The 26,197-nt window shown below is 72.8% G+C and carries 24 protein-coding genes; 10 read left to right on the top strand and 14 right to left on the bottom strand.

The annotated features are described in order from the left end of the window. Window position 1: 1 nt before the first annotated feature. Genes argH through EXU48_RS17495 form a run of 9 tightly spaced genes read right to left on the bottom strand, consistent with a single transcriptional unit; the run spans window position 2 to window position 10,829 of the window. On the bottom strand, window positions 2-1,426 hold the full coding sequence (gene argH / locus EXU48_RS17535) for an argininosuccinate lyase (RefSeq protein WP_133108967.1): 1,425 nt from the start codon (window positions 1,424-1,426) through the stop codon (window positions 2-4). After that, on the bottom strand, window positions 1,426-2,853 hold the full coding sequence (gene argG, locus EXU48_RS17530) for an argininosuccinate synthase (protein ID WP_133108966.1): 1,428 nt from the start codon (window positions 2,851-2,853) through the stop codon (window positions 1,426-1,428). The genes argH and argG overlap by 1 nt, the downstream gene beginning before the upstream one ends. Then, window positions 2,850-3,383, bottom strand: a complete 534-nt coding sequence (locus EXU48_RS17525; RefSeq protein WP_133108965.1) for an arginine repressor — start codon at window positions 3,381-3,383, stop codon at window positions 2,850-2,852. The genes argG and EXU48_RS17525 overlap by 4 nt, the downstream gene beginning before the upstream one ends. Next, a complete protein-coding gene (gene argF, locus EXU48_RS17520; protein WP_133108964.1) occupies window positions 3,380-4,339 on the bottom strand; it encodes an ornithine carbamoyltransferase in 960 nt (319 codons plus the stop codon). Before argF ends, EXU48_RS17525 begins: the two co-directional genes overlap by 4 nt. After that, window positions 4,336-5,595, bottom strand: coding sequence for an acetylornithine transaminase (locus EXU48_RS17515; protein WP_133108963.1), 1,260 nt, complete (start codon window positions 5,593-5,595; stop codon window positions 4,336-4,338). Before EXU48_RS17515 ends, argF begins: the two co-directional genes overlap by 4 nt. Then, a complete protein-coding gene (argB, locus tag EXU48_RS17510) occupies window positions 5,592-6,632 on the bottom strand; it encodes an acetylglutamate kinase (RefSeq protein ID WP_133108962.1) in 1,041 nt (346 codons plus the stop codon). The genes EXU48_RS17515 and argB overlap by 4 nt, the downstream gene beginning before the upstream one ends. Beyond that, window positions 6,629-7,792, bottom strand: a complete 1,164-nt coding sequence (gene argJ, locus EXU48_RS17505) for a bifunctional glutamate N-acetyltransferase/amino-acid acetyltransferase ArgJ (RefSeq protein WP_133108961.1) — start codon at window positions 7,790-7,792, stop codon at window positions 6,629-6,631. Before argJ ends, argB begins: the two co-directional genes overlap by 4 nt. Next, window positions 7,789-8,847: an N-acetyl-gamma-glutamyl-phosphate reductase gene (gene argC, locus EXU48_RS17500; RefSeq protein ID WP_207947800.1), complete on the bottom strand. Its 1,059-nt coding sequence runs from the start codon at window positions 8,845-8,847 to the stop codon at window positions 7,789-7,791. The genes argJ and argC overlap by 4 nt, the downstream gene beginning before the upstream one ends. Window positions 8,848-8,891: 44 nt before the next feature. After that, window positions 8,892-10,829, bottom strand: a complete 1,938-nt coding sequence (locus EXU48_RS17495) for an elongation factor G (protein ID WP_133108959.1) — start codon at window positions 10,827-10,829, stop codon at window positions 8,892-8,894. Window positions 10,830-11,051: 222 nt separating this feature from the next. On the opposite strand from EXU48_RS17495, the gene EXU48_RS17490 reads away from it, so the two are divergent. The 6 genes from EXU48_RS17490 to EXU48_RS17465 all read left to right on the top strand — a co-directional run bounded on the left by EXU48_RS17490 (window position 11,052) and on the right by EXU48_RS17465 (window position 17,574). Further along, window positions 11,052-11,759, top strand: coding sequence for a VOC family protein (locus tag EXU48_RS17490; protein ID WP_165962874.1), 708 nt, complete (start codon window positions 11,052-11,054; stop codon window positions 11,757-11,759). Window positions 11,760-12,197: 438 nt separating this feature from the next. Further along, window positions 12,198-13,325, top strand: coding sequence for a hypothetical protein (locus EXU48_RS17485; protein WP_133108958.1), 1,128 nt, complete (start codon window positions 12,198-12,200; stop codon window positions 13,323-13,325). Window positions 13,326-13,495: 170 nt separating this feature from the next. After that, window positions 13,496-14,263 carry a cyclase family protein gene (locus tag EXU48_RS17480; protein ID WP_133108957.1) on the top strand — a complete coding sequence of 256 codons (768 nt, stop codon included), beginning with the start codon at window positions 13,496-13,498 and terminating at the stop codon, window positions 14,261-14,263. 1 nt (window position 14,264) lies between these two features. Further along, entirely contained in the window at window positions 14,265-15,998 is a 1,734-nt protein-coding gene (locus tag EXU48_RS17475) for a thiamine pyrophosphate-binding protein (protein WP_133108956.1), read from the top strand. A 93-nt stretch (window positions 15,999-16,091) separates the two neighbouring features. Then, window positions 16,092-16,736 carry a peptide deformylase gene (gene def, locus EXU48_RS17470; protein WP_133108955.1) on the top strand — a complete coding sequence of 215 codons (645 nt, stop codon included), beginning with the start codon at window positions 16,092-16,094 and terminating at the stop codon, window positions 16,734-16,736. A 52-nt stretch (window positions 16,737-16,788) separates the two neighbouring features. After that, window positions 16,789-17,574, top strand: a complete 786-nt coding sequence (locus EXU48_RS17465; RefSeq protein ID WP_133108954.1) for an alpha/beta hydrolase — start codon at window positions 16,789-16,791, stop codon at window positions 17,572-17,574. A 79-nt stretch (window positions 17,575-17,653) separates the two neighbouring features. Here EXU48_RS17465 and EXU48_RS17460 read toward each other — a convergent pair whose 3' ends face one another. The 4 genes from EXU48_RS17460 to EXU48_RS17445 form a co-directional block, all read right to left on the bottom strand. Then, window positions 17,654-18,307 (bottom strand): DedA family protein, encoded by a 654-nt coding sequence (locus EXU48_RS17460; RefSeq protein ID WP_165962872.1) that lies wholly within the window; start codon window positions 18,305-18,307, stop codon window positions 17,654-17,656. Between the two features lie 142 nt (window positions 18,308-18,449). Continuing rightward, complete coding sequence (locus EXU48_RS17455; RefSeq protein WP_133108952.1) at window positions 18,450-19,106, bottom strand: response regulator transcription factor; 657 nt, start codon at window positions 19,104-19,106, stop codon at window positions 18,450-18,452. Between the two features lie 72 nt (window positions 19,107-19,178). Beyond that, window positions 19,179-20,471, bottom strand: coding sequence for a sensor histidine kinase (locus EXU48_RS17450; protein ID WP_133108951.1), 1,293 nt, complete (start codon window positions 20,469-20,471; stop codon window positions 19,179-19,181). Continuing rightward, entirely contained in the window at window positions 20,468-21,859 is a 1,392-nt protein-coding gene (locus EXU48_RS17445) for an acyltransferase family protein (protein ID WP_133108950.1), read from the bottom strand. Before EXU48_RS17445 ends, EXU48_RS17450 begins: the two co-directional genes overlap by 4 nt. 110 nt (window positions 21,860-21,969) lie before the next feature. On the opposite strand from EXU48_RS17445, the gene EXU48_RS17440 reads away from it, so the two are divergent. The 4 genes from EXU48_RS17440 (at window position 21,970) to EXU48_RS17425 (ending at window position 25,560) form a co-directional block, all read left to right on the top strand. Next, on the top strand, window positions 21,970-22,956 hold the full coding sequence (locus EXU48_RS17440; protein ID WP_133108949.1) for a quinone oxidoreductase family protein: 987 nt from the start codon (window positions 21,970-21,972) through the stop codon (window positions 22,954-22,956). A gap of 111 nt (window positions 22,957-23,067) precedes the next feature. After that, on the top strand, window positions 23,068-23,589 hold the full coding sequence (locus EXU48_RS17435) for a PadR family transcriptional regulator (protein ID WP_133108948.1): 522 nt from the start codon (window positions 23,068-23,070) through the stop codon (window positions 23,587-23,589). Further along, the gene (locus EXU48_RS17430; protein ID WP_133108947.1) at window positions 23,589-24,374 is read left to right on the top strand and encodes an alpha/beta fold hydrolase; all 786 of its coding nucleotides are present in this window, start codon (window positions 23,589-23,591) and stop codon (window positions 24,372-24,374) included. Before EXU48_RS17435 ends, EXU48_RS17430 begins: the two co-directional genes overlap by 1 nt. A gap of 10 nt (window positions 24,375-24,384) precedes the next feature. Then, on the top strand, window positions 24,385-25,560 hold the full coding sequence (locus tag EXU48_RS17425) for a C45 family autoproteolytic acyltransferase/hydolase (RefSeq protein ID WP_133108946.1): 1,176 nt from the start codon (window positions 24,385-24,387) through the stop codon (window positions 25,558-25,560). Between the two features lie 5 nt (window positions 25,561-25,565). Here the strand turns inward: EXU48_RS17425 and EXU48_RS17420 are convergent, their stop codons facing one another. Continuing rightward, complete coding sequence (locus EXU48_RS17420) at window positions 25,566-26,093, bottom strand: flavodoxin domain-containing protein (RefSeq protein WP_133108945.1); 528 nt, start codon at window positions 26,091-26,093, stop codon at window positions 25,566-25,568. Window positions 26,094-26,197: the final 104 nt, after the last annotated feature.

Genomic DNA, 26,197 nt, shown 5'->3' with positions numbered 1-26,197 from the left:
GTCACCGCATCGCGGCGATGCCCGCGCGCCGCTCGGCGGACGCGGTCCGGGCCGCCTCGAGCTGCTCGGCGACCCGTGCGGGCGCGGTGCCCCCGACCCCGTCGCGCGAGCCGATCGATCCCTCGACGCTGAGCACGTCCCGCACACCCGGCGTCAGGTGGGTGCTGATCGCGGCCAGGTCGTCGTCGCCGAGGTCCCAGAGCTCGATGCCGCGGGCCTCGCACGCCTGCACGCAGGCGCCGGCGATCTCGTGGGCGTCCCGGAACGGCACGCCCCGGCGCACCAGCCACTCGGCGATGTCGGTGGCCAGGGCGAAGCCCTGGGGCGCGAGCTCGGCGAGCCGCTCGGTGTGGAACGTGAGGGTCGCGACCATGCCGGAGACGGCGGGCAGGAGCAGTTCGAGCGTGTCGATCGCGTCGAACACGGGCTCCTTGTCCTCCTGCAGGTCCCGGTTGTACGCGAGCGGCAGCCCCTTGAGGGTGGCGAGGAGGCCGGCCAGGTCGCCGATGAGACGGCCCGCCTTGCCGCGGGCGAGCTCGGCCACGTCCGGGTTCTTCTTCTGCGGCATGATCGAGGAGCCGGTGGAGAACGCATCGTCGAGGGTGACGAAGCCGAACTCCTTCGTGGCCCAGAGGATGACCTCCTCCGAGATCCGGGACAGGTCGACCCCGATCATCGCGGTCACGAACGAGAACTCGGCCACCACGTCCCGAGCGGCCGTGCCGTCGATCGAGTTCGCCACCGGGGCGTCGAAGCCCAGGTCCGCGGCCACCGCGGCCGGGTCCAGGCCGAGTGAGGAGCCCGCGAGCGCCCCGGACCCGTACGGCGAGATCGCCGCGCGGGCGTCCCAGTCCCGGAGCCGGTCCACGTCACGCAGCAGCGGCCAGGCGTGCGCGAGCAGGTGGTGGGCGAGCAGCACCGGCTGGGCGTGCTGGAGGTGGGTGCGCCCCGGCATCGGCGCGTTCGGGTGCGCCTGCGCCTGCGCGGCCAGCGCGTCCACGACGTCCAGGACGCCACCGGCGATCAGCAGTGCCTGCTCGCGCAGGTACATCCGGATCAGGGTCGCGATCTGGTCGTTGCGGGACCGCCCAGCGCGCAGCTTGCCACCGAGTTCGGGGCCGGCGCGCTCGATCAGGCCCCGCTCGAGCGCGGTGTGCACGTCCTCGTCCGCGTCCGCGGCCACGAACGCGCCGACGGTGACGTCGGCGTCCAGGGAGTCGAGCGCGGCCAGCATGCCGGCCAGTTCCGCCCCGCTCAGCAGCCCGGCGCCGTGCAGCACTCGGGCGTGCGCCCGGGAGCCGGCGATGTCGTGCCGGGCGAGCCGCCAGTCGAAGTGGGTGGACTTGCTGAGGGCGGCGAGGGCGTCGGCGGGGCCACCGCTGAAGCGCCCGCCCCAGAGGGCGCCGGACGTGGAGTGCTCGCCCATCAGTCGGTCCCCTCCTCCAGGGCCGCGCTCTCCAGTGCGGTCTCGTCACCGGTCACCGCCGGGTTGGCCGTGATGACGGCGGCGCCACCGGTGGGCAGTTCACCGAACAGGGTGCCATTCTCGACGAGCACCTGCCCCTGGTTCACCGGCTGCTGGGCGTACAGCTCCAGCTTGTCGCGGGAGTCGGCGATGTCGAGGTTGCGCATGGTCAGCTGACCGATCCGGTCGGTCGGACCGAAGGCAGCCCCCTCGGTGCGTTCCATGGACAGCTTCTCCGGCTGGTAGGAGAACGCGGGTCCGTCGGTACGCAGCACCGTGTAGTCCTCGCCGCGCCGCAGGCGCAGGGTGACCTCGCCGGTGACCACGGAGGCGATCCACCGCTGGATCGACTCGCGGATCATGAGCGCCTGCGGGTCGAGCCAGCGGCCCTCGTAGAGCAGCCGACCCAGACGGCGGCCGTCGTTGTGGTAGTTCGCGATGGTGTCCTCGTTGTGGATCGCCGCCACCAGCCGCTCATAGGCGATGTGCAGCAGCGCCATCCCCGGGGCCTCGTAGATGCCGCGGGACTTCGCCTCGATGATCCGGTTCTCGATCTGGTCGGACATGCCGAGCCCGTGCCGGCCACCGATGGTGTTCGCCTCGTGCACGAGGTCCACCGGGTCGGCGAACGGCTGTCCGTTGATCTCGACCGGGCGGCCCTGGACGAAGGCGATGGTGACGTCCTCGGGCTCGATCGTCACGGCCGGGTCCCAGAACTTGACGCCCATGATCGGGTCGACGGTCTCGAGGGAGACGTCCAGGTGCTCGAGGGTCTTCGCCTCGTGGGTGGCGCCCCAGATGTTGGCGTCGGTGGAGTAGGCCTTCTCGGCGCTGTCCCGGTAGGGCAGGTCGTGCTCCGCGAGCCACTCGCTCATCTCGGCCCGGCCGCCCAGCTCGGACACGAACGCCGGGTCCAGCCACGGCTTGTAGATCCGCAGGGACGGGTTCGCGAGCAGCCCGTAGCGGTAGAACCGCTCGATGTCGTTGCCCTTGAACGTGGACCCGTCCCCCCAGATGTCGACGTCGTCGGCCTGCATGGCGCGCACCAGCAGGGTGCCGGTGACGGCGCGGCCGAGGGGGGTGGTGTTGAAGTAGGCGCGGCCGCCGCTGCGGATGTGGAACGCACCGCAGGCGAGCGCGGCGAGCCCCTCCTCGACCAGGGCGCTCCGGCAGTCCACGGCGCGGGAAAGTTCCGCGCCGTAGGCGATGGCGCGGCCCGGGACCTTCTCGATCTCGGGCTCGTCGTACTGGCCCAGGTCAGCGGTGTAGGTGCACGGGATCGCCCCGTGGTGGCGCATCCAGGCCACCGCGACCGAGGTGTCCAGGCCGCCGGAGAACGCGATTCCCACCCGTTCGCCGACCGGCAGTTCCGTCAGTACCTTGCTCACCGGTTCTCCTCAGGGTTCGTGGTTTCTCTCTCGGGATCGCGGCCATCGGCCAGATCCAGGAACAGCTGGGCGACCGCGGGTCCACCCTCCGCCTCGGCGGCGATCACCAGCACGGTGTCGTCCCCGGCGATCGTGCCGATCACCGGCGGCAGGACGGAGTGGTCGATCGCCGATGCCAAGAATTGTGCCGCGCCCGGCGGGGTGCGCAGCACCACCAGGTTCCCGGAGACGTCGGCCGAGACGAGCAGCTCGGTGCACAACCGGGCCAGGCGGGTGGCGAGCTGCTCGGTGTCGCCGCCCGCGTAGCCGATCCCGCTCTCGGGGGGCAGCGCGTACCGCTGGCCGCCCACCGCGTCACGGACCTTGTAGGCGCGCAACTCGTCCAGGTCCCGCGACAGGGTCGCCTGGGTGGCGCTGACGCCCCGGTCGGCGAGCACGGCCTGCAGCTCGGACTGGGAGCGCACCACACCCGCCTCCACCACTTGTCTGATGAGGGCGTGCCGGGCCGTCTTGGTCGCGGGAATGCTCATCCCTGCTGCACCAGCCACGCCAGGATCGCCTTCTGCGCGTGCAGCCGGTTCTCGGCCTCGTCCCAGACGACCGACCGCGGACCCTCCATCACCTCGTCGGTGATCTCCTTGCCGCGGTAGGCGGGCAGGCAGTGCATCGCAATCGCCGACGGCGCAGCCTGGCCGAGCAGGTCGTCGTTCAGCTGGTAGGGGCGGAAGGGGGCCTCGCGCGCCGCGGACTCGTCCTCCTGGCCCATCGACACCCAGGTGTCGGTGGCGACGGCGTCCGCGCCCTGCACCACCTCGGCCGCGTCCGTACTAATCGTCACGGCACCGCCGGTCTCGCTCGCGATCGCCTGCGCCCGGGCCACGATGTCGGCGCGCGGGTGGTAATCGGCCGGGGCACCGATACGCACGTCCAGCCCGGCGAGCGCGCCGCCGAGCAGGTAGGAGTTGGCCATGTTGTTCGCGCCGTCGCCGACGTAGGCGAACGTCCGCCCGGCCAGGGCCGGCCCGGAGGCGGACAGGCCGCCGGTGTGCTCGGCGATGGTGAGCAGGTCGGCGAGGATCTGGCACGGGTGGTAGTCGTCGGTGAGCGCGTTCACGACCGGCACCCCGGCGTGGGCGGCCATCGCCTCGATCCGGTCCTGGCCGAACGTGCGCCACACGATCGCCGACGTCATCCGGCCGAGCACCCGGGCCACGTCCGGCACGGACTCCCGCACGCCGACCTGGGCGAGGTTGCCGTCCACGAGCATCGGGTAGCCGCCGAGCTCGGCGACGCCCGCGGTGAACGACGCCTGGGTGCGCAGGGTCGGCTTGTCGAAGATGATCGCGACCGCCTGCGGCCCGGCCAGCGGCCGGAACGCGTGCCGGGCCGCCTTCGTGGCGAGCGCGAGCTGCAGCACCTCGCGCTGCTCGGCGCTGGTCAGGTCGTCGTCGGCGAGGAAGTGGCGGGGCGTGCTGGGCTGGTTCATGCGGGGTTCGCCTCCGTGAGGATCGTCGGCAGGTCCGCCACGAAGGCGTCGGCCTGCGTCGTGGTCAGGATCAGCGGCGGGGCCAGCCGGATCGCGTCCGGGGCCACCGCGTTGACGATGTAGCCGTGTGCGAGCGCGGCGGTCGCGGCCGCCGGGGCCACCGGTGCGGCGAGCTCGATCGCGATCAGCAGGCCCTCGCCGCGGCACCCGGTCACGAGCGGGTGGTCGAGGGCCGCGATCTCGGTGCGCAGGTGCTGCCCCACGGTCGTCGCGTTCGCGAGCAGCCCGTCGCGCTCGATCACGTGGATGGTGGCCAGGGCGGCGGCGGCGGCCACCGGGTTCCCGCCGAACGTGGTGCCGTGCTGGCCGGGGGCGAGCAGGGTGGCCGCCTCCTCGGAGACGGCCACGAGCGCGCCCATCGGGAACCCGCCGCCGAGGCCCTTGGCCAGGGCGATCGCGTCTGGGACCACCCCTCCGCCGACGTGCGGCAGGTGGTGGCCCATCCAGGTGCCGGTGCGGCCCATGCCGGACTGCACCTCGTCGAGGATCAGCAGGGCTCCGTTGGCGGAGGTCAGCTCGCGCGCCGCGGCCAGGTACCCCGGGGGCAGCGGCCGTACCCCGGCCTCCCCCTGGACCGGCTCGACGATCAGCGCCGCGACCCGCCCTCCGCCGTCGGCGAATGCGGCCTCCAGGGCCGCGAGGTCACCGAACGGCAGGTGCTCCACGCCGCCCGGCAGCGGCTCGAACGGCTCCCGGTAGGCGGGCTTCGCGGTGAGCGCGAGCGCGCCCATGGACCGGCCGTGGAACGCGCCGTCGAGGGCGAGGATGCGGTCCCGGCCGGGGCCGCCGTGACGGCGGGCGAGCTTGAACGCCGCCTCCATCGCCTCGGTGCCGGAGTTCGTGAAGAACACGCGCGCACCCGCCGGTGCGCCGCCGTCGACCACGAGGCCGAGCAGGCGCTCGGCGAGCGTGATCTGGGTGGGCGAGGCGAAGAAGTTCGAGATGTGCCCGAGCGTGCCGAGCTGCGCGCTGATCGCGCCGGTGAGCGTGGGGTGGGCGTGCCCGAGCGCGTTCACCGCGATGCCGGCGAGCAGGTCGAGGAAGCGGTTGCCGTCCGCGTCCCACACGTAGCAACCCTCACCACGCACGAGCACCCGCTGCGGCGGGCCGAACGTGTTCATCACCGCGCCCGCGTACCGGCGCCGCCAGTCGTCCTGGGTCAGCGAACCGGTGGCGGCCTCGATCACTTCACTCATGCTGTGTCCTCGTCGTCCTCGTCGTTCTCGTCGTTCTCGCTTCGCTCGGCGACGGGCAGCACCATCGTGCCCACCCCCTCGTTCGTGAAGATCTCCAGCAGCAGCGAGTGCGGCTGGCGGCCGTCGATCACGTGGGCCTGGCGCACACCGCCGCGGACCGCGCGCAGGCATGCCTCCATCTTCGGGACCATCCCGGACTCCAGGCCGGGCAGCAGCTCCTCGAGGTCGTCCGCGCCGATCGAGCGGATCAGCGAGGACCGGTCCGGCCACGCGGCGTAGAGCCCCTCCACGTCGGTGAGCACCACGAGCTTCTGCGCCCCGAGCGCGGTGGCGAGCGCGGCGGCGGCGGTGTCCGCGTTCACGTTCAGGACATCGCCGGGGTGCTCGCCGTCGGGCGCGATCGTGGAGACCACCGGGATCCGGCCGGCGTCGAGCAGGTCCTGCACGGCCTTCGGGCGCACCTCGACGACATCCCCGACCAGGCCGACGTCGACGGGCTCGCCGTCGATCATCGCGGGCCGCTTCACGGCGCGGAACAGGCCGCCGTCCTCGCCGGACAGGCCGACGGCGAGCGGCTCGCGCTCGTTGAGCCGGCTGACCAGGTCGCGCTGGACCTGGCCGGTGAGCACCATCCGCACCACGTCCATGGTCTCCGGTGTGGTCACCCGCAGGCCGCCGCGGAACTCGGAGGTGATCCCGAGCCGGGCGAGCATGCGCGAGATCTGGGGGCCGCCGCCGTGCACCACGACGGGCTTGAGCCCGGCGTAGCGGAAGAACCGGATGTCGTCGGCGAAGGCGCGCTCGAGGGTCGCGTCGACCATGGCGTTGCCGCCGAACTTGATGACCACGATCGCCCCGGCGAACTCCTCCAGCCACGGCAGAGCCTGGACGAGCACCTCCGCCTTCTGGTGGGGGAACAGGTCCGTCTCGGTGTTGAAGACGAACGAGGGGTCGACGGCGGGGGGCGCCTCGGGAGGGGGCGTCGCCTCGGGCGGGGCCGGTTCGGGCAGGGCCGGCTCGGGGATGGGCTCGCTCATGTGGAGTAGGCGCTGTTCTCGTGGACGTAGGCGTGGGAGAGGTCGTTGGTCCAGACGGTCGCCGCCGCGTCACCCGCGTGCAGGTCGATCCGGACGTGGACCTCGCGGTCGGCGGCCAGGTCGAGCTGCGCCGGGTCCTCGTGCGCTCCGCCGGCCCGGCAGATGAGCAGCCCGTTGATGCTCACGTCCAGCCGGGCCGGATCGAACGGGGCGACGTCCTCCGGCACCGTCCCGACCTGGGCGATGATGCGTCCCCAGTTCGGGTCGTTGCCGAACATGGCGGCCTTGAAGAGGTTGGACCGGGTGACCGCGCGGGCCACGGCCACCGCGGCGCCGGTGTCGGTGGCCCCGACCACCTCGACCGCGATGTCATGGGTGGAGCCCTCGGCATCGGCGATCAGGGCACGCGCCAGCGTCGCGCAGGCCGACCGGACGGCCTCGGCGAAGTCCTCGGGGGTCGGGGTGATGCCGCTGGCCCCGGAGGACATCAGCACGACCGTGTCCGAGGTGGACATGCAGCCGTCCGAGTCGATCCGGTCGAAGGTGGTGCCGACCGCGTCCCGCAGCGCGGCGTCGGCGGTGGCCGCGTCGACGACGGCATCGGTGGTGAGCACCACGAGCATCGTCGCGAGCGCCGGCGCGAGCATGCCCGCGCCCTTGGCCATCCCGCCGACGCTCCAGCCGGCGCCGGGGACGTGGGTGGTCTTGGCGACGGTGTCGGTGGTCATGATCGCGGTGGCGGCGGCCTCCCCGCCGTCGGTGCCGAGCGCGGCGGCGGCCACGTCGAGTCCGGCGAGCAGCCGGTCCGCGGCGAGCGGCACGCCGATCAGGCCGGTCGAGCACACCACGACGTCCGCGGCGGAGATGCCGAGCAGGTCGGCCGCCCGCTCGGCCGTGGCGTGCGCGTGGCCGAACCCCTCGGGGCCGGTGGCCACGTTCGCACCGCCGGAGTTCAGCACGACGGCGTTCACGACGCCGTCGGCGACCACCTGACGCGACCAGGTGACCGGTGCCCCGACCACCCGGTTGGACGTGAACACGGCGGCGCCGACGTGCTGCGGGCCGTCGTTGACGACCAGCGCGAGGTCCGGCTTGCCGGAGGCCTTGAGGCCGGCGGTGACGCCGGCGGCGCGGAACCCGGCGGGTGCGGTGATGCTCACGGGGCGACTCCGTTCGTCGGCAGGCCGGTGGTCTCGGGCAGCCCGAGGGCCAGGTTCATCGACTGGACGGCGCCGCCGGCGGTGCCCTTGACCAGGTTGTCGATCGCACAGACGGACACCACCCGGCCGGCCCGGGCGTCCACCGCGACCTGGACCAGGGCGGTGTTCGCGCCCAGGGTCGCGGCCGTGGTGGGCCACTGGCCCTCGGGCAGCAGGTGCACGAACGGCTCGTCCGCGTAGTAGGTCTCCCAGGCCGCCCTGACCGTGGCGGGGTCGATGCCGTCGGTGAGGCGCGCCGTCGTGGTGGCGAGGATGCCCCGGGCCATCGGCACGAGCGTGGGCGTGAAGGAGAGCCGGACGTACTCCGCACCGGCCGCCCGCAGGTTCTGCTCGATCTCGGGGATGTGCCGGTGCGTGCCGCCGACGGCGTAGGGCACCGCGGAGCCGAGCGCCTCCGAGGCGATCAGGTGGGTCTTGGCCGCCTTGCCGGCGCCGGAGTATCCGTTCGCGAGGACCGCGACCAGGTCGGTCGCCTCCACCACCCCGGTCGCGATACCTGGCTGGATGCCCAGGGTGACGGCGGTGACGTTGCAGCCGGGCACGGCGATCCGCCGGGCCGAGCGCAGTACCTCACGCTGGCGGGTGCCGGCGTCGGCGAGCACCAGCTCGGGCAGACCGTACGGCCAGGTCCCGGCGTGGGGCGAACCGTAGAACGCCTGCCAGTCCTCCGCGTCCACGAGTCGGTGGTCGGCGCCGCAGTCCAGCACGAGCGCGTCGGAGCCCGCCGCCGCGAGTGCGGCCGCGATCTCGCCGGAGGCACCGTGCGGCAGGGCCAGGACCACGACGTCGTGGCCGAGCAGGTTCTCGGCGGTGGTCTCGACGAACCGCCGGTCGGCCAGGGCACGCAGATGCGGGTGGTGGGTGCCGACGAGGTCACCGGCGCTCCGGTGGGCGGTGAGCGCGCCGACGGTCACCTCGGGGTGCCCCAGCAGCAGGCGTAGGACCTCACCCCCGGCGTAGCCGCTGGCGCCGGCGATCGCGACTGATACAGGCATGTGCATAACTATACAGTCGGTGGGATGGGTGTCCAGCCCGCGACCTACCGGGGCGCGAAGTGGTCCGGGTCGCATTCCAGGACGCCCTGCCCGTTCGTGGCGGCATTCAGACCGGCCCGCACCGCCCCGACCGCGGCCGTCCGGATCGTCCCGGACACCACCGCCAACCGGTTCCTCTCGTCCGTGGCGTCCATGCCGTCCATGGTGGCGCCGTGGCGGGCGAGCAGGCCGAGGACCGCGGCAAGCGTCTGCGCCGGTGCTTCGACCGTGAAGTGGTCGACCGGTTCGCAGACCGTCGTGCCCGCCCGCTGTACGGCTTCGCGCACCACCTCCCCGGTCGTGTGCCGCACCTCGGAGGCACGCGGGCCGGCCGGCGGGTAGTTGCTCTCGGTCACGATCACCCTGACGTCCGTCACCGGCCAGCCGTGCGGCCCGGAGGCGAGCGGATCGGTGAGGTAGCCGAGCATCGCCGACCGGTAACCCTCGAGGGTGGAGTAGACGTGCAGGGGCACGCCGGTGCGTGGCGCCTCGACGGCCAGGTCGATGCCGCTGCCCGGTGGTGCCGGCTCGATGCGGACCGCGAGCGTGTAGTTCAGCAGGTGGCCGGGATCACCCATCCGCCGCACGGCGGCACCGGTGCGCGACGGTCGCTCGACGCAGGCCACCGTGGTCCCCCGGAAGTCTGCGTCGATGCCGAACTCGGCGGCCAGGGTCTGGGCCAGGACCTGCTGCTGCACCTCGCCGTAGGTGCTGATCCGCACGGCGCCCCGATCCGGCCGGATCGCGATCAACGGGTCGATGTCGGCCAGTTCCGTCAGCGCCCGGCGCAGGCCCTCCTGTTCGGCGGGATCACGGGCCACCACCCGCGTCTCGAAGCCCGGCCTCGGCAGGTCGGCTGCCGCGCACGACGCGGGTTCGGAGCCGAGCCAGTCACCGATCTGCACCGTGTCCAGTCCGCGAACCCTGGCGATCTGCCCGGGCGCGGCCCGGGCACGCCGCACGGGGCCGCCCGGCTCGAAGACCTCGAGGCCGGTGACGGTCGCGGTCCGGCCACCGCCCAGCGGCACCCGGTCCCGTAGGCGCAGCACGCCGGAACGCATCCGGAGCGTGGCGTGCCGTCCGCCGGAGGTGGGGCGTTCGACCTTGAAGACCTGCGCGGACACGGCGGCGGTCTCGTCGCCGGCGGGTGGCGTGAGCAGGCGGGTCACCGTGTCGATCAGCTGGGTGAGGCCGGCACCGGTTCGGGCCGAGCCGAACAGGACCGGGTGGACGGCGCCGGCCCGGGTCGACCGCTCCAGACTGGAGCGCAGTCGCCGCGCCCGGACCGGTCCGGCGAGCCACTCGGCGAGCAGTCCGTCGTCGTGGGAGGCGAGTTGCGCCGTCAGGTCCTCGGCCACGGCCGGCTCGCTCCAGGCCAGCGGTTGGGCACGCGCCACGGGAGCGCCGGCACCGAGCGCGCGGTTGAGCGGGACCGCCGCCGGGTTCAGCCGGTACCGGATCTCGTCGAGCACCCGCTCCGGCGCTGCCCCGGACCGGTCGATCTTGTTCACGAACAGCACGAGTGGAACCTCGAGGCGCCGCAGCGCCCGGTACAGCACCACGGTCTGGGCCTGCACCCCCTCGACGGCGGACAGGACCAGGACGGCACCGTCCAGGACCGCCAGCGACCTGTCGACCTCGGCGATGAAGTCCGGGTGACCGGGCGTGTCCACCAGGTTGACGCCGATGTCGCCGACCCGGAACGACGCCACCGCGGAGCGGATCGTGATACCTCGCTGCCGCTCCAGGGCGAGGGTGTCGGTCTGGGTCGTGCCGGCGTCCACCCCGCCGATCCGGTCGATCGCGCCGCCGGCGTGCAACAGGGCCTCGGTCAGGCTGGTCTTGCCGGCATCGACATGGGCCAGGACGCCGAGGTTGAGGCGGCGGGTGCCGGGGCGCGCGGGTGCGTCAGGTGTGGGTCTGCTGGGTCGTGGACGTTCCATGGCTCTCCGTGTGCAGGTGGGCGATTGCGGTGCACACGAACTCGCGCATGGTCGTTCCGTTCTCTCGTCGGGCTGGGAGCCGATGGGTCGGATAGGTCAGAGAGCCTTCAGGGGCGTCGGCGGGATGTCAACGTGTTTTCGGTCGGCCGGTGTGGCCCGCCACGCCCGGACGGCCGGTAGGTTCGGCCAGGGTGGACCCACCCCCAGAATCGGAGGCCGGACATGAGCGAACAGGGTTGGCGCCACTTCCTCGGGGCCACCGGCCTCGACGACTGGGTCGTCCTTCACGGTGGCGCGACGGCGGTGTTCCCGACCGGCTCGCTCGTCGAGGCCGTGCGGCTCGCCGGGGCGATCGCGGGGGTCGCGGGGTTCGAGGACGCAGGCGGGATCCTCACGATCGCCCGGGACCGGCTCACCGTTCGGCTGACCCGGGACCTGTGGGCACTCGAGGTCGGGCACGTTGACCTGGCCCGGGCGGTCTCGGCGGTAGCCGCTGCGCAGGGCGCGCGCGCCGACCGCAGTCAGGTCCAGGAGGTGCAACTCGCGATCGCGGCGAGACCCGACGACCTCGACATCGCCTTCTGGCGGGCCGCCCTCGGCTACGACCCGATGGACGATGACAACGGCATCGACCCGCTCGGCCATGGCTCCACGGTCTGGATGCAGGGGCTCGACGAGGCGAAGCCGCTTCGGCACGCGATGCACATCGACGTGTCGGTGGCGCGCGAGCACGCCCGGGGCCGGTTCGAGGCGGCCGTGGCGGCGGGCGGGACCGTGGTGCACGACGCGGCACCGGGACACTGGATCCTCGCCGATCGCGCCGGCAACAAGGTGTGCCTCTGCGCCTGGCCGGACGGTGCCAACTTCTCGGAGGACGACGCACCTGCCGAGGGTGCCACCGCCAGGGACGCCACTGCCGAGCCCGGCTGACCGCCCGCGCTCGGGTGCCGTGGGGGGTATCGCCCGCCGGCGAGCGACGATGCCGGTACGATTCGCGCCAAACGCAGCCGTGCACGCCCGTGAGCCACGGGCCTCGAGGGCCGGACGCAGGGGCGAGGAGTGACCATGGGGCAGGACTCACAGCAGCCCGGGGAGCACACCGGGGCTCGGCCGGACCGGTCTCCGGGGCCGCACTCGGACCCGGGCCCGCCCTCATACGTCAGGCCGCCCGAGGCCCGGTCGCCGTGGTCATCACCGGGCGGACAGTCGGCACGGCCGGCCTGGCAGGCACCCGGTGTGGACCGGCCCTGGCCGCTGAGCAACGGCGGCCAACCCTGGCAGCAGGTCCCACCGCAGGCGGCGCAGCAACCCTGGCCGCAGGACTCGGCGCAGCAGCCCTGGCCGCCAGGCTCCTCGCAGCAACGCTCCATGCCGGATCCGCACGAACCGTGGCACGGCCCCCCGCCAGGACTGCTCCAGCCCGCGGCCACGCCACCGCGCAGGCCGATGCGCAGGGGTGTGCTCCTCGCCATCATCGGCTCCCTCGTGCTCGTGATCGCACTCGTCGTGGTGCTCTCGGTCACGAGTGCCCGGCGCGCGGAGCAGCGGGCGGCGGAGGAGGCGACCGCCTCGGCGCTGGCCGCCGAGGCCGCCGCGCAGGCACGAGCTGACGCCGCGATCGCTCCCGTCCAGGGCTACCTGCACGCACTGGCGGACGGCGACGCCGAGACGGCACTCTCGTTCCTCACGCTCACCGCCGGGCCGTCGGTGCTGATGACCGATGAAGTGCTGGCGGCATCGAACGCGGTCGCGCCGATCACCGAGATCGAGGTGGCTCCCGTCGTTCCGGAGGCCGCGCTCGGAACGGTCGACGTCCGGGCGTCGTACCTGTTGGGCGACGAGCAGGTCGAGATCACCCTGAGGGTCGTCGGCCCTGCGTCCGCCGAGGACACCGCCGAGTGGGAGATCGTCGGCGGCTACGGCAGCCTCTACATCGGCGATCCGCTGGTCGCCGCAGGCGCGCTGGTCAATGGTGTCCCGGTCACGGACATGGAGGTGGAGGTGTTCCTGGGCGCCTACGAGTTGAGCGTGTCCGACCCGATGTTCACGCTCGGCGGCACCACGGTGACGACCGTCTCACAGGACTACGACGCGGCGGACTTCGACGCTGACGTCGTGCTGAGCGACGCGGGCCTCGCAACCTTCCGCACCCTGGTCGGCGAGGCGGTCGGCACATGCATCGCCTCGACGACGCTCGCCGCCGGCTGCGGCATCGACCTGCCCGGCACGATCCAGGGCACCACGGTGACCGAGGGCACCATCTCCAGGACGTTGTCGGCCGAGGCCCAGGCGACCCTCGACTCCCTCGAGGCCGACATCGACGCCTACGACCCGAGGATCGTGAGCGGCGAGCCCATCGGCACGGTCCACGTCGAGTTCGACTGCTCCGAGGACGGTCAGGCCGGCCGCTGCGAACTGATCGCCGGCAGCGCCGGGCACCTCGGTGCGCCCGCCGTCGACTTCGGCGCCGACGTCCCCGAGGTGCGCTGGGACTGACGCTCGCCGGACTCCGGTCTGTCTGTTGCGGTGTGAGTCCGACGTACCCGGTACGTCGGAAGCACACCACTTTGCGCTCCTCTCCCCGGGTGTGGACGACCGGCACCAGGAGCGGGCGGCAGTCGATACGATCCGCGAGGACGAAGCCGTCACCCCGCCGAAGGAGCCCCATGGACCTCACCGCCGCCCTGACCTCCGGAGCCGTCCGGGTCATCGATCTGACTGCCCCGCTGACCGCACAGACCCCGATCCTCGAACTGCCCGAGCCGTGGGTGAACACGGTTCCGTTCGAGTTGACCGAGGTGGCCCACTTCGACGAACGGGGACCGGCCTGGCACTGCAACGTCTTCACCACGGGTGAACACACCGGCACCCACCTGGACGCCCCGAAGCACTGGATCACGGGCAAGGACGGCGAGGACGTCTCGCAGATCCCGCCGGAGAAGCTGGTCGCTCCCGCAGTCGTGGTGGACGTGAGCGATGAGGTCGCCCTGAACCCGGACTTCCTGCTCGAGCCGGCGCACCTGCGGGCCTGGGAGGTCGAGCACGGCGCCATCACCGAGCCCAGCTGGCTCGTGCTGCGCACCGGCTGGGCCGCGCGGGCCGACGACGCCGTGGCGTTCCTGAACAACGCCGAGGACGGTCCGCACACGCCCGGTCCGTCCACGGAGGCGGCGCGCTTCGTGGCCGAGCACCCGCACATCATCGGGATGGCCGTGGAGACGGTGGGCACGGACGCCGGTCAGGCCGGGTCGTTCGACCCGCCCTACCCCGGCCACAACCTCCTTCTCGGCGCCGGCAAGTACGGCCTGACGCAGTTGCGGAACCTGGAGTCGCTGCCGACCCGCGGTGCCGTGTTGATCGCGGCCCCGCTCCCGATCGTCGGTGGCACCGCCAGCCCGGCCCGTGTGCTCGCCCTGGTGCCGACGGGCGCCTGACGTGCAGGTCCAGGAGGTCGTCGCCCGGACCCTGGTCGGCCTCGGGGTGACGCAGGTGTTCGGCGTGATCGGCAGCGGCAACTACGCCGTCACTCGGTCCATGATCGACGCCGGTGCCACCTACGTCGCGGCCCGGCACGAGGGTGGCGCGGCCGCGATGGCGGATGCCTACTCGCGGATGGGCGGCGGCGTGAGCGCGCTCAGCGTGCATCAGGGCTGCGGTCTCACGAACGCGGTCACCGGCATCACCGAGGCCGCGAAGAGTGGCACGCCGATGGTCATCCTGGCTGCCGAGACCGCGGGGTCGGCCCTGCACTCGAACTTCCGGATCGCCCAGGACCGGCTGATCGAGTCGGTCGGTGGGCGCAGCCTACGGGTCTCGGCCGGTAGCGCTGCCCGCGACGCCGCGCTCGCCCACCGGCTCGCCGTGACCGAACGCATCCCGGTGCTGTTGAACCTGCCCTTGGACGTGCAGGGCACGGAGGTCGACGGCGTGACGGCGGACGCACCGACGCCGGTCGGCGAGCAGTCACGCACTGCGGCCGTCGGCCGGCCCGGCACCGACCCGCCGGGCCCCGACGTGCCGAGGACCGGCCCGCCCGAGACCACATTCGCGGGTTCCCCCGCCCCCGACCCGGATGCCGTCACGGCGCTCGTGGACGCGTTCGCGACGGCCCGGCGTCCGGTGATCGTGGCGGGCCGCGGCGCCCGCGACGCGGGTCCCGCCCTGCGCGCCCTAGGCGAGGCGACGGGCGCCTTGTTGGCGACCTCCGCCGTCGTCCGTGGTCTCTTCCGGGGGGATGCGTGGGACCTGGACGTCTCCGGCGGGTTCGCCACGCCCTTGGCCGCCGAACTGATCGCGGGCGCGGACCTGATCGTCTCGTTCGGGTGCGCGTTGAACATGTGGACGACGCGTCACGGGACCCTGATCGGGCCGAGCGCGCGGGTGGTCCAGGTGGACGTCGATCCGATGGCGCCGGGCCGGCACCGGCCGGTGGACCTGGCGGTGATCGGCGACAGCGCCCGGACCGCCGAGCACACCACCGCGCGGCTGGCCGGACGCGGGCACACAGCCGTCGGCTACCGGACCGAGTCCGTCCGCGGCCGCATCGCGGACGAGGGGCGCTGGCGGGACGTGCTGTACGACGATCTGTCGACCGCTGAGCGGATCGACCCTCGTACGCTCACCGTCGGGCTCGACGAGATCCTCGACGCCGACCGGGTGGTCGCCGTGGACTCGGGAAACTTCCTCGGCTATCCGTCGATGTTCCTCGAGGTCGCCGACGAACGGTCGCTGTGCTTCAGCCAGGCGTTCCAGTGCGTCGGGCTCGGCCTCGGCTCCGCTATCGGCACCGCCCTCGCGCACCCGGGGCGGCTGCCCGTCCTGGGCACCGGCGACGGTGGCATCCTGATGGCCGCATCCGAACTCGAGACCGTCGTCCGGCTGGGCCTGCCGCTCGTGGTGATCGTCTACAACGACGGCGGTTACGGCGCCGAACTGCACCACTTCGGTCGCAGCGGGACCGATCACGGGTTCGTCGAGTTCGGCGACACCGACCTCGCCGCCATCGCGCGCGGGTACGGCTTCACCGGGGTCACGGTGCGACGCCCCGAGGACCTGGCGCCGGTGATCGACTGGCTGCGCGGTCCCCGCGACACGCCGCTCCTGATCGACGCGAAGGTGGCCGACTCCGAGCCGTCCTGGTGGCTGGCCGAGGCGTTCAGGGGCCACTGAGTGACGACGGCCGCCGGGCGTCGCCGGCCCAGCGTCGCCGACCGACGGTCGGGGAACACCGGGCACCCCCGCGCTTGCGGAACAATGGTCGACATGAGCACCACCCTCCTCCAAGGCGTTCCCGTGGCGAACTATCCCGAGGTCCCGCCCGAGGCGACCCGCGGTCAGGCGCTGCGGATCACCGAGGTCGGCGAGGACGTCCTGCACCACCCGTGCCGGGATGTCGAGAACTTCGGGTCACCGGAACTGGCCCGGCTCGTGGACGACATGTTCGCGACCATGCTCGTCGCCGAGGGCGTCGGCCTGGCGGCGAACCAGGTCGGCGAGGACGTCCGGCTGTTCGTCTACGACCTGACCGACTCCGACGACGTTCGTCACGTCGGGCACGTGGTGAACCCTGTGCTCACGGTGCTGGACGGCGAGACCGAGGAGGGCGAGGAGGGCTGCCTGAGCGTGCCCGGCCCCGGCGCGGACCTGTTCCGCCCCGTGCACGTGCGTGTGCGCGGGGTCGATCAGCACGGCGAGCCCGTCGAACTCGAGGGCAGGGACTACCTGGCCCGTTGCTTCCAGCACGAGGTCGGCCACCTGCACGGCCAGCTCTACGTCGATCTCCTCAGCAAGCGGGTCCGCAAGCGGGTGCTGCGGGACATGGAGGACATGCGCGACGAGGTGCTCGAACGCCGCGAGCGCATCTCCCGGGCGTTCGAGAAGGCCCCGGCCACCTACCCCGTGCACTGACCCGTCGCGACGGCGGCGCCGACCGCCCGTCGGGTGCCCTACAGTGCTGCGCATGTCGGCAACCGGTCGAGTTCCGCGCGTCCCGCTCGTTCTGCATCCCAGCGCCGAGGAACTGGCCGACGGCGGTGCCTCCGGGTTCGTGCTCGTGCTGCCGGGCGGTGGTTACGCCGGGCGGTCCGAGCACGAGGGACCGGGCGTCACGGCGTTTCTCGCCGAGCGCGGCATCGCGTCAGGGCACCTGGAGTACCCGGTGGCACCGGCCATCCATCCGGATGCCCTGGACCAGGTCCTGCTCGCGCTGGCCGACCTCCGAGCCGGGGTGCACGGGGCCTTCTCCGGGCCGGTGGCGGTGGTCGGCTTCTCCGCCGGCGGCCACCTCGCCGGCTCGGTCGCCACGGTCACCGAGGCCGAGCGGGCCGACCTGGCCGCACGCGACGGCGCCGACGTGCACACCCTGGGTCGGCCGGATCTGGTCACACTCAGTTATGCGGTGATCTCGCTCGTGAATCGGGCCCACGTCGACTCGCGCCGGAACCTGCTCGGCGAGACCGACACCGAGGCCCGTGCGGCCTCCCTGAGCGTGGAACGCCGGGTCGACTCGAACACTCCGCCGGCGTTCCTGTGGCACACCGCGGACGACGCCGCGGTCCCGGTGGAGAACTCGCTCCTGATGGCCGCAGCGCTGCGGGATGCGGCCGTGCCGTTCGAACTGCACGTCTACCCCACCGGGCGGCACGGCGTCGGCCTCGGCGACGAGGTCGGCGCGCCGGTCACCGACTGGCGCGATGCGTGGATCAACTGGCTCGCGCGCGGCGGGGTGCACCCGCCCCGCGCCTGACGCGGCCTCCGGGGCCGGTGCACCCGGGCGTACTCGGCGTGCGCCGGTGCTCCCGCCCATGCGGCATGGTCGAGCGCCCTCAGGCGCACTCGGTGACGTCATCCGCGGCGACCCGGCCCGCTGCCCGGGAGCGGCGACGGGCGAGGCGCACCGCGAGCACCGACACGACCGCGGCCACCACCACGCCCGCGAGCACCAGCCAACTGGCCGTGCCGAGCCTGGCGGCGGCCTGGGGCAACGCCGTCCGGGCCGCGGCGCCGACGCCGACCCAGAGCCCGGACCACAGCAACGCTCCGACGATCGACCCGACCACGAACGTCCCGTAGCCCACCCGGCTCGCTCCCGCGGCCGGTGGCACCAGCGTGCGCACGGCCGGGAGCAGCCGGGAGACGATGATCGCCAGGACCCCGTAACGACGCAGCATCCGCGCGCCGCGGTCCCAGTGCCGGGTACCGACCCGGCTCACCACCCGCGTCTCCCGGAGCGTGGGTCCGGCCCTCTTCCCGATCAGGTAGCCGAGGTGGTCCCCGGCCGTGGCACCGAGTGCGACGACCCCGATCGCCAGGGCGACCTGGTCACCGGTGCTCGTCGCCGCGCCGATGCCGAGCACCACGGTCTCGCCGGGGAACACGAAGCCGAGACCGAGCGCGGACTCGGCGAATGCGAACAGCGCGCCGAGTGCGAGCAGGAGTGGTCCGAAGTGGTCGGCGAGTCCGGCGAGGAGGCTTTCCATGGCTCCCAGCCAACCGTCCCGGGCAGCGGCGCGGCCATGGGGTATGCCCCCCATTCGCCCCCGGGATCCCACCCCGAGCCCCTCAGGGTCGGGGTCGGGTCGGACGCCCGCCGCCGGGTCCGGATCGACGCCCACGTCCAGCTCAGGACACCGACGCGGTCCCCTCCCGCAGCCAGGTGAGGACGGCGAGGACCCGCCGGTGGTCGTCGCCCGACGGCGGCAGGTCGAGCTTGTCGAAGATCGACGACACGTGCTTCTCGACCGCCTTCGGCGTGATCACCATGGCGCGTCCGATGGCGGTGTTCGTGCGCCCCTGCGCCATCAGCGTGAGGACCTCACGCTCGCGGGCGGTGAGCCGCTGCACCGGTCGGGCCCGGCGGCCCGCGAACAACTGGGACACCACCGTGGGATCGAGCACCGTCCCGCCGGCGGCCACTCGCGCGAGGGCGTCGGAGAGCTCGTCGAGGTCGGCGACCCGATCCTTCAGCAGGTACCCGACGCCGGCTCCGGTGGCGAGCAGATCCCCCGCGTAGGACTCCTCCACGTACTGCGAGAGCACCAGCACGGCGGTGCTCGGCACCCGTTCCCGGATCGTCAGCGCGGCACGCAGGCCCTCGTCGGTGAACGACGGCGGCATCCGCACGTCGACGACGGCCACGTCGGGGCGGGTCTCGGACACCGCGGCGACCAGGGCGTCACCGTCCCCGACCGCGGCCACCACCTCACAGTCGGCCTCCTCGAGAAGCCGGATCAGCCCCTCACGGAGCAGGACCGAATCCTCGGCGAGGGCGACGCGCATGGTTCCCGACCCTAGCCGAGCGCGGGCCCGGCCGCCGGGACTGCTCGGCGACGGACCCGCGCGCGGCGTCCGTCAGGGGATCGTGGCCACCACCCGGGTACCGGCGCCGTCGGTGCTGTCGACGTCGAGGACGCCGTCCACGCCGGCGAGGCGGTCCGCGAGACCCGTCAGGCCATGCCCCTTGCCCGGGTGTGCGCCACCGATACCGTCGTCCGCGATCTCGACCCTCAGGGCGGCGTCGTCCAGTTCCGTCACGACCACCCGTACCACCGACGCGCGGGAGTGCTTGGCCGCGTTCACGAGCGACTCGGTGACCACGAAGTACGCCGCCGACTCCCGAGCCGCGGTGAACCGCTGCCCCGGTTCGAGGGCGATGTCCAGCTCGACCGGGATCGGTGACTGGCCCGCGGCCGAGGCGATCGCCGCCCGAAGACCGCGGTCACTGAGCACCGGCGGGGCGATACCGCGGGACAGGGTGCGGAGTTCGTCGAGGCTCGCCTGGGCGTGCCCGATGGCCTCGGCGATCAGCCGCTCGGCAGCCTTCGGGTCCTCGGCGGCGAGGCGCCGCTGCGCGGACTGCAGGTCCATGCTCATCCGGACCAGGCGTTGCTGGGGACCGTCATGGATGTCCCGCTCGATCCGGCGCAGCGTGTCCGCCTCGGCGCCGACCACCGCGGCCCGGCTGCGGGTGAGCTCGGCGACCTGGGCGCGCAGGGCCGAGGAGGAGGTACCACCGAGGGTGACCCGCGCGAGTCCGCGGTGCACCGCGACCATGGCCCGCACGACCCACGGTGCGGTGATCAGCAGGATCGCGCCGATCACGGTGGTCAGGGCGATGTCCGCCACCCGGCCGGGGTAGCCGAGCAGGTCCGCGAGACCGGTCCGGCCCCCGTCCGGCAGGTACCGCTCCCAGACGAAGTACAGCACTCCCCCGGCGCCGACCACCCACCAGACCACCGTGACGATGAAGGTCGTGAGCGAGAGCGGGAAGAACAGCAGCGTGTGGAGCAGGTCGAGCCAGCTCTGCCCGTGGCCGAGCCTGGCCAGGAACCGGCGCAGGCCCCTCCGGTCGGTGTGGAACGGCCGCGTGGCCGGCACCGGGTGTCCGATCGCGGCCAGTCGCTCGCGCTCGAGGTTCCCGAGGCCCTGGGCGGCAGCGAGGGTTCCCGCCAGGATCGGCAGGCCGACCACGGTGATCAGGAGCGCGGTGCCGAGGGAAACACCGACCACGAACACCACCAGCCCGGCGATGGCGATCGGCAGGCAGAGGAGCAGGTATCCGCTCTCGCGTGCGGCCCGGCGCAGCACCGAGACCCGCTCCGCGGCCTGCGGCTCGGGGCCGACGGGGGTCTCGAGCGCGGTCATGACGCCACCCTGCCGGTTCGCGCCGCCGAAGACCAGCGCGGTTGCCCGTCTCTGCCGCCACTGCCGCCGGCGAACGCGTTCCTGACTCTCCCACCGGAGAGCAGCAGTACCCCGACCGTGATCGACGCCACGGCCACCAGCGGTCCGGTGGGAGCCCAGAACGTCTCGGGACGGAACCCGCCGACGGTCAGGGCGAGCACGCCCAGACCCACGAGCAGCCCACCGGCGCCGAGCCGCCCGGCACTCAGGTCCGCTGCGACCGGGCGCGGCAGTCGCACCCGCTCCAGGCGGGAGAACACCCGCACGGCCACGACGAGCACGACGGTGAGCATCGCGACCCAGGCCGTCACGCCGTCGAACCATTCGGCCGACAACGGGTCGGGCGTGCCGCGGTCGAGCGCGAACACCGCGACGCCGGCGACCAGCACCAGGGCGGGGGTGTGCCACAGGTACACGGTCATCGAGGACCCCGACAGCCGCCCCACCACCGCGGCGACCCGGGGCCGTGCGGCCCAGGCCGCGATCTTCTCGCGGATGGCGAGCGCCAGGCCGAGCTGGCCGACCGCGAGTGCGAGCAGCACCGCCGTCGGGGGGTTCATGTTGGACATCGGGTCACCCGGCAGACCGATCATGCTCGGCGGGTAGGGCCCGAAGGCGACGGCGAGGGCCGCCACGGCGAACCCGGCGACACCGAGCGCGAGCGCGCGCACGCCCCGGATGCCCCGGAGCCGCCCGTTCCCGTAGTGGATGCCGGCCTGGTGCACGGCGCCCCAGACGGCCAGCACGTTCAGGTAGCCGAGCAGGTCCGGGGCGTCGAAGGAGAACCGGGCCACGTCGACCGCGATCGCGACGGCGGCGAAGCCGACGAGTTCGCGGCCACGCAACACCTGGGCCAGACGCACCAGCGCCGGGCTGAGCAACGTGATCATCACGTACGCGGCGAGGAACCACAGCAGCGCACCCACCAGGCGGGCACCGACCGAGACCGGCTCGGCGGGCAGCCCGAGGGCCAGGAGCAGGTGCGGCAGCGGCAGCCAGAGCGCCGCCAGGGCGAGCACCGGGATCGCCAGGCGCAAGATCCGCTCGGCCACCCAGGCCCGGTCCGGGCCGGTGCCGCGACGGCGCAGGCTGATCGCGGTCGCGGCCCCACCGGTGAAGAAGATCAGTGGCATCACCTGGCTGATCCAGGTGATCGCCCACCCACCGGGGACGGTGAGCGCGTTGCCGGTGACGAGGGTCCCGCCCGAGTAGTCGAACACCGGCATCAGCCAGTGCTGGGCCACCACGAGCACGATCGCGAACAGCCGCAGGACATCCACGAACAGGTCGCGTGCGGGCGGCGGACTCGCGGCGGGGGCGAGTACGGGTGGATCGAGGGTTGCGGTCATGGTGAACAGCCTTCTCGCCCGGGGCCGCCCGATCACTGGTGCCCACCGGCATCTGGACCCGGGGGTTCTCCCTACCTCTGGCCGGGGGGCGCCGCTGTAGGTTGACACCCATGCGCGCCATCGAAGCCCGGACCGCCGGCGGTCCCGATGTCCTCACCCCGACCGACCGTCCGTCGCCCGCTCCCAGGGCCGGGCAGGTGCTGGTCCGCACGAGCGCGATCGGGGTGAACTTCTACGACACCTATGTGCGCTCCGGCGTGTACCCCCGCCAGTTCCCGTTCGTGCCCGGGAGCGAGGGCGCCGGCGAGGTGGTCGCGGTCGGCGACGGTGTCACCCACCTCTCGCCGGGCCGGCTCGTCGCGTGGTCGGGGTCGCTGAGCGGCTCCTACGCCGAGGAGGTCCTGCTCGAGGCGGACGCCGCGATCGTCGTGCCCGACGGCGTCGACGCGCACGTGGCCGCGGCGCTGCCGCTGCAGGGGATGACGGCGCACATGCTCGTCGACGGGGTGTTCGACGTCCGGCCCGGCCAGGACGTGCTGCTCACGGCCGGCGCGGGCGGTGTCGGGCTGCTGCTCACCCAGCTCGCCGTCGCGCGGGGGGCCAGGGTGATCACCACAGTGTCCACCGCGGAGAAGGAGGCCCTGTCCCGGGCCGCCGGTGCGAGCGACGTGGTCCGCTACACCGAGCTCGACGACCTGACGACCGAACTCCCCCAGATCGTGCGGGACCTCACCGGCGGCGCCGGCGTGCATGTGGCCTACGACGGCGTCGGCGCCACCACGTTCGACGCGACCCTGGCGAGCGTGCGGCGCCGGGGCATGCTCGTGCTGTTCGGCGGCGCCAGCGGGCAGGTGCCCCCGTTCGACCTGCAGCGGCTGAACAGCTCGGGCTCCTTGTTCGTCACCCGGCCGACGCTCGGGCACTACACCGCGGACCCGGACGAGCTCGCCTACCGCTCCGGCGCCGTCTTCGGCGCGCTCGCGAGTGGTGACCTGGACGTGCGCGTGGGCGCCACGTTCCCGCTGGCGGAGGCTGCCGACGCGCACCGCGCCCTCGAGAGCCGCGGGACCACCGGCAAGGTGCTGCTGCTGCCCTGAAGCACCCGGCTGCGTCACTGACCCGTCCCGCGGGTCAGTGACGCAGCGCGCCGGAGTGGACCGGCGCCGAATGCTTGCGTCGTCCTATATATGCATGGTCTTATATCGGTCATGAGTATGAAGCATGCGGTCCTGGGGCTCCTCGATCTGTCCCCACTGACCGGCTACGACCTCAAGAAGGCGTTCGACGAGTCCGTCAACCACTTCTGGTCCGGCGACCAGGCACAGATCTACCGGACCCTGACCGCACTGGTCGATACCGGTCTGGCCGAGGTCGAGGTGGTGCCCCAGGACGGGCGTCCGAGCCGCAGGGTGCACCGGATCACCGCCGCCGGCCGCGAGGAACTCGAGCGCTGGCTCCGCGCCGAGCCGGATCCGGCGCCGGCTCGCAACGATTTCCTCGCCCGGGTGTTCTTCGCACCCGCCCTCGACGACGACGGCGTCCGTGAACTGCTGGGCCGCCGTCGCGCCGCGGTCATGGGCGCCTGGCAGACGCTGACCGCGCTCGAGCAGGCCGAGGGCCCGGGCCGGAGCAGGGCGGAACGGCTCCGGCTGGCCACCCTGCGCAACGGACTGGCGCACGCGCGGGCCGAGCTGGACTGGCTGGACGAGCTGGACCGGGAGTTCGCCTGATGTACGTCACCAGTGCCCACGAAGGGGCCGGGCCGAGTGTGTTGTTCCTGCACGGCGGCAACATCCCCGGATGGATGTGGCACGACCAGGTGGAGGCGCTGCCGGACCACCACTGCCTGGTGCCCGACCTGCCGGGCTTCGGCGCGTCCGCCGCGCTGGACTGGACGTCCCTGGCCGACGTCGCCGACCGGGCCGCCGCGATCGTCGCCGACCGGGCCGACGGCGGCCGGGCCCACGTGGTGGGTATGTCCATGGGCGCCGTGGTCGGCACCGTGCTGACCGCCCGACACCCCGAGGTGGTGCATTCCGCGCTGCTGACCGGAGCACTGCTGGAGGGGGTCGGTGGACTGGCCCGGCGGCTCAATACGATGCAGTTGCGATTGTGGGACCGCCGCTGGTACTGGGCCGCCCAGGCACGAATGTTCGGACTGCCTCCGGACGCCGTCGAGCAGTTCGTCAGCGACGGTCTGGCGATGCGCGTCGAGAACATGCGGGCCGTCGTGGCCGAGGTCTACGAGGGCCTGCCCGCGGCCGATCTGGCCGCACTGGGTCGCTCGGAGGTCCCGGTGCTGGGCCTGGCCGGACAGCGGGACATGCGCCCCGTGCGCGAGGCCCTGCGCGCCTATCCGGACGTGGCGGCGATCACCACCCGACTGGTGCCGCGCATGCATCACGCCTGGAACGCCGAGGACCCGGCTCTCTTCAACGAGGTGCTGCGGGACTGGCTCACCTGCGGGGCGGTGAACCGGCAGCTGATGCCCGCCGGAGCCCGTCGAGTCGAGTAGGGGCGGCCCGATGGACGAGATCGTGTACCGATCGCCGGACGAACGCCTCGTGGTTCGGCACGTGCGCCTGCGGGGAGGCAACGATGCGATCGGGGAGTCCCTCGGGCACATCGCCAGGTCCCGGCATCGGGTAGCCGCACCCGATCTCCTGCTACCGGATCGGGTCGTGCAGGCCCGGCGTGCGTGGGCAGTTCGCCACTATCCGGAGCTGGCCGCGCGTGGTGCCGGAATCGCGCGCGCGTTCGGTCTGGACACCTCGGACCCGAGCGTGGACGCGCTCGGCGTCGGCCACCACATGTCGTTGCCGGCGCCGCCCCAGGTGGTCGGCTGCTCGGTGCTCACCGCGCCGACCATGGATGCCGGCATCGTGGTCCAGCGAAACTTCGACTTCGGATTCCTCTCGTTGCCGGACGTGGTGCTCGGCCGCGGTGCCCGTCCCGAGGCGCCCGCCTTGCTGAGCGAGCCGTATCTGATGGAGGTCCACCCCACCGACGGAGGGCTGAGCACGTTGTTCATGTGTGCCTTCGACCTCTGCAACGGAGTGATCGACGGCATGAACGAGGCGGGGCTGGTCGTCTCGATGATGCAGCTCGTCGATCGCACGGCACCGACCCTCGGCCCTCCGGGCATCGAGCCGGGGTTGAACGAACTGGAGGTGCTGCGGTTCATCCTGGACCGCTGTCGCACCGTCGAGGACGCCCAGCGTGTCTTCACCGAGCAGCAGTGGTATCGGTCCTGGATGCCCCGCCACTACCTCGTCGCCGATGCCGAGGGCGTCGTGATGATGGCGGAGCCCGGGGACGACAACACGATGCACACGGTGGTCAAGCGCGACGGATCGATGAGATCCACCAACCACAGCCTGCTTCGACGACTCCCCGACGCGTGGGAGAACGACCCGGAGGTCCGCGGATCCCTCGAACGTCTCGAGGTGATCGACGCGAGCCTCGGAGCCGACCCCGATCGCCTGGTCACCGCCGACCAGCTTGCCCACATCGCCGATCGGGTCGCGGTCAGTACCCGGTGCCCACGGTCCGGCGACGTGCTCGGCGGAACCCTCTGGTCGGCCTCGTACCGGCCACGAAGTCGTGCGCTCGCGATCCGATTCTGGTCGGGGCCCGGGACGGCCGGAGGCGGACCGGACCTGTCACCCGAGCTGCACTTCCGGCTGGACCCGACCGGCTGACGTGCTCATCGAGTGCCTTGCGCCGATCTGGCCCGGTCGAGCGCGTCGAACTGGTTCATCCGCACCGAGACCTCACCGGACCAGGCCGCGATCAGGTCGAAGTCGCGCTCGTCGGAGTGGGTGGCGCCCACGAACCCGATCAGTGAGCGCTCCGCGGATCCCAGCTTGCTGCGGTCCACCACGCCACCGAAGATCGCGTACCGAGCACCGAAGTAGGGCGGCGGCACGGGCGAGGTGAACGCGGCACCGAGCGGGTACGCGGTGACGCTCTTCATCCCGGAGGCGAACACCCACACCGGGCGCGGGGCGAACTCCTCGGCGAGCCGGGCGGCGAACTGCCGGGCCGACGTCAGGACCCGGCCGATGTACACCGCGGAGCCGAGCACGACGCCGTCGTACCCCTGCAGCGACTCCACCGAGTCGACCCGTCGGACGTCCACGTCGTGGCCGCCCTGGCGCAACTCGGCCGCGACGGCCTCGCCGATCTCGGCGGTGGCGCCGTAGGTGGATGCGATCGCTACCAGGACTCTCATGTATCCAGGGTGCCGCAGCGCATCCGGCGGATCGAGGGACCAAGGTCCCCGGCGGGCCCGGCGGCGGTCGCGGCCCGGGGCGTGGCGCTCACCACCCCCGGGCC

The sequence above is a fragment of the Occultella glacieicola genome, assembly GCF_004353825.1.
Lineage (GTDB): Bacteria > Actinomycetota > Actinomycetes > Actinomycetales > Beutenbergiaceae > Occultella > Occultella glacieicola.
The sequence above is the reverse complement of the archived record's forward strand: the minus strand, read 5'-3'. Positions and strand labels throughout refer to the sequence as shown.

Bases quoted from the DNA above. Each gene is read 5' to 3' on its own strand.
- argH (WP_133108967.1), bottom strand. From the start codon at position 1,426: ATGGGCGAGCACTCCACGTCCGGCGCCCTCTGGGGCGGGCGCTTCAGC.
- EXU48_RS17525 (WP_133108965.1), bottom strand. From the start codon at position 3,383: ATGAGCATTCCCGCGACCAAGACGGCCCGGCACGCCCTCATCAGACAA.
- argF (WP_133108964.1), bottom strand. From the start codon at position 4,339: ATGAACCAGCCCAGCACGCCCCGCCACTTCCTCGCCGACGACGACCTG.
- EXU48_RS17515 (WP_133108963.1), bottom strand. From the start codon at position 5,595: ATGAGTGAAGTGATCGAGGCCGCCACCGGTTCGCTGACCCAGGACGAC.
- argB (WP_133108962.1), bottom strand. From the start codon at position 6,632: ATGAGCGAGCCCATCCCCGAGCCGGCCCTGCCCGAACCGGCCCCGCCC.
- argC (WP_207947800.1), bottom strand. From the start codon at position 8,847: ATGCCTGTATCAGTCGCGATCGCCGGCGCCAGCGGCTACGCCGGGGGT.
- EXU48_RS17495 (WP_133108959.1), bottom strand. From the start codon at position 10,829: ATGGAACGTCCACGACCCAGCAGACCCACACCTGACGCACCCGCGCGC.
- EXU48_RS17490 (WP_165962874.1), top strand. From the start codon at position 11,052: ATGAGCGAACAGGGTTGGCGCCACTTCCTCGGGGCCACCGGCCTCGAC.
- EXU48_RS17485 (WP_133108958.1), top strand. From the start codon at position 12,198: ATGCCGGATCCGCACGAACCGTGGCACGGCCCCCCGCCAGGACTGCTC.
- EXU48_RS17480 (WP_133108957.1), top strand. From the start codon at position 13,496: ATGGACCTCACCGCCGCCCTGACCTCCGGAGCCGTCCGGGTCATCGAT.
- def (WP_133108955.1), top strand. From the start codon at position 16,092: ATGAGCACCACCCTCCTCCAAGGCGTTCCCGTGGCGAACTATCCCGAG.
- EXU48_RS17465 (WP_133108954.1), top strand. From the start codon at position 16,789: ATGTCGGCAACCGGTCGAGTTCCGCGCGTCCCGCTCGTTCTGCATCCC.
- EXU48_RS17460 (WP_165962872.1), bottom strand. From the start codon at position 18,307: ATGGAAAGCCTCCTCGCCGGACTCGCCGACCACTTCGGACCACTCCTG.
- EXU48_RS17455 (WP_133108952.1), bottom strand. From the start codon at position 19,106: ATGCGCGTCGCCCTCGCCGAGGATTCGGTCCTGCTCCGTGAGGGGCTG.
- EXU48_RS17450 (WP_133108951.1), bottom strand. From the start codon at position 20,471: ATGACCGCGCTCGAGACCCCCGTCGGCCCCGAGCCGCAGGCCGCGGAG.
- EXU48_RS17445 (WP_133108950.1), bottom strand. From the start codon at position 21,859: ATGACCGCAACCCTCGATCCACCCGTACTCGCCCCCGCCGCGAGTCCG.
- EXU48_RS17440 (WP_133108949.1), top strand. From the start codon at position 21,970: ATGCGCGCCATCGAAGCCCGGACCGCCGGCGGTCCCGATGTCCTCACC.
- EXU48_RS17435 (WP_133108948.1), top strand. From the start codon at position 23,068: ATGAGTATGAAGCATGCGGTCCTGGGGCTCCTCGATCTGTCCCCACTG.
- EXU48_RS17430 (WP_133108947.1), top strand. From the start codon at position 23,589: ATGTACGTCACCAGTGCCCACGAAGGGGCCGGGCCGAGTGTGTTGTTC.
- EXU48_RS17425 (WP_133108946.1), top strand. From the start codon at position 24,385: ATGGACGAGATCGTGTACCGATCGCCGGACGAACGCCTCGTGGTTCGG.
- EXU48_RS17420 (WP_133108945.1), bottom strand. From the start codon at position 26,093: ATGAGAGTCCTGGTAGCGATCGCATCCACCTACGGCGCCACCGCCGAG.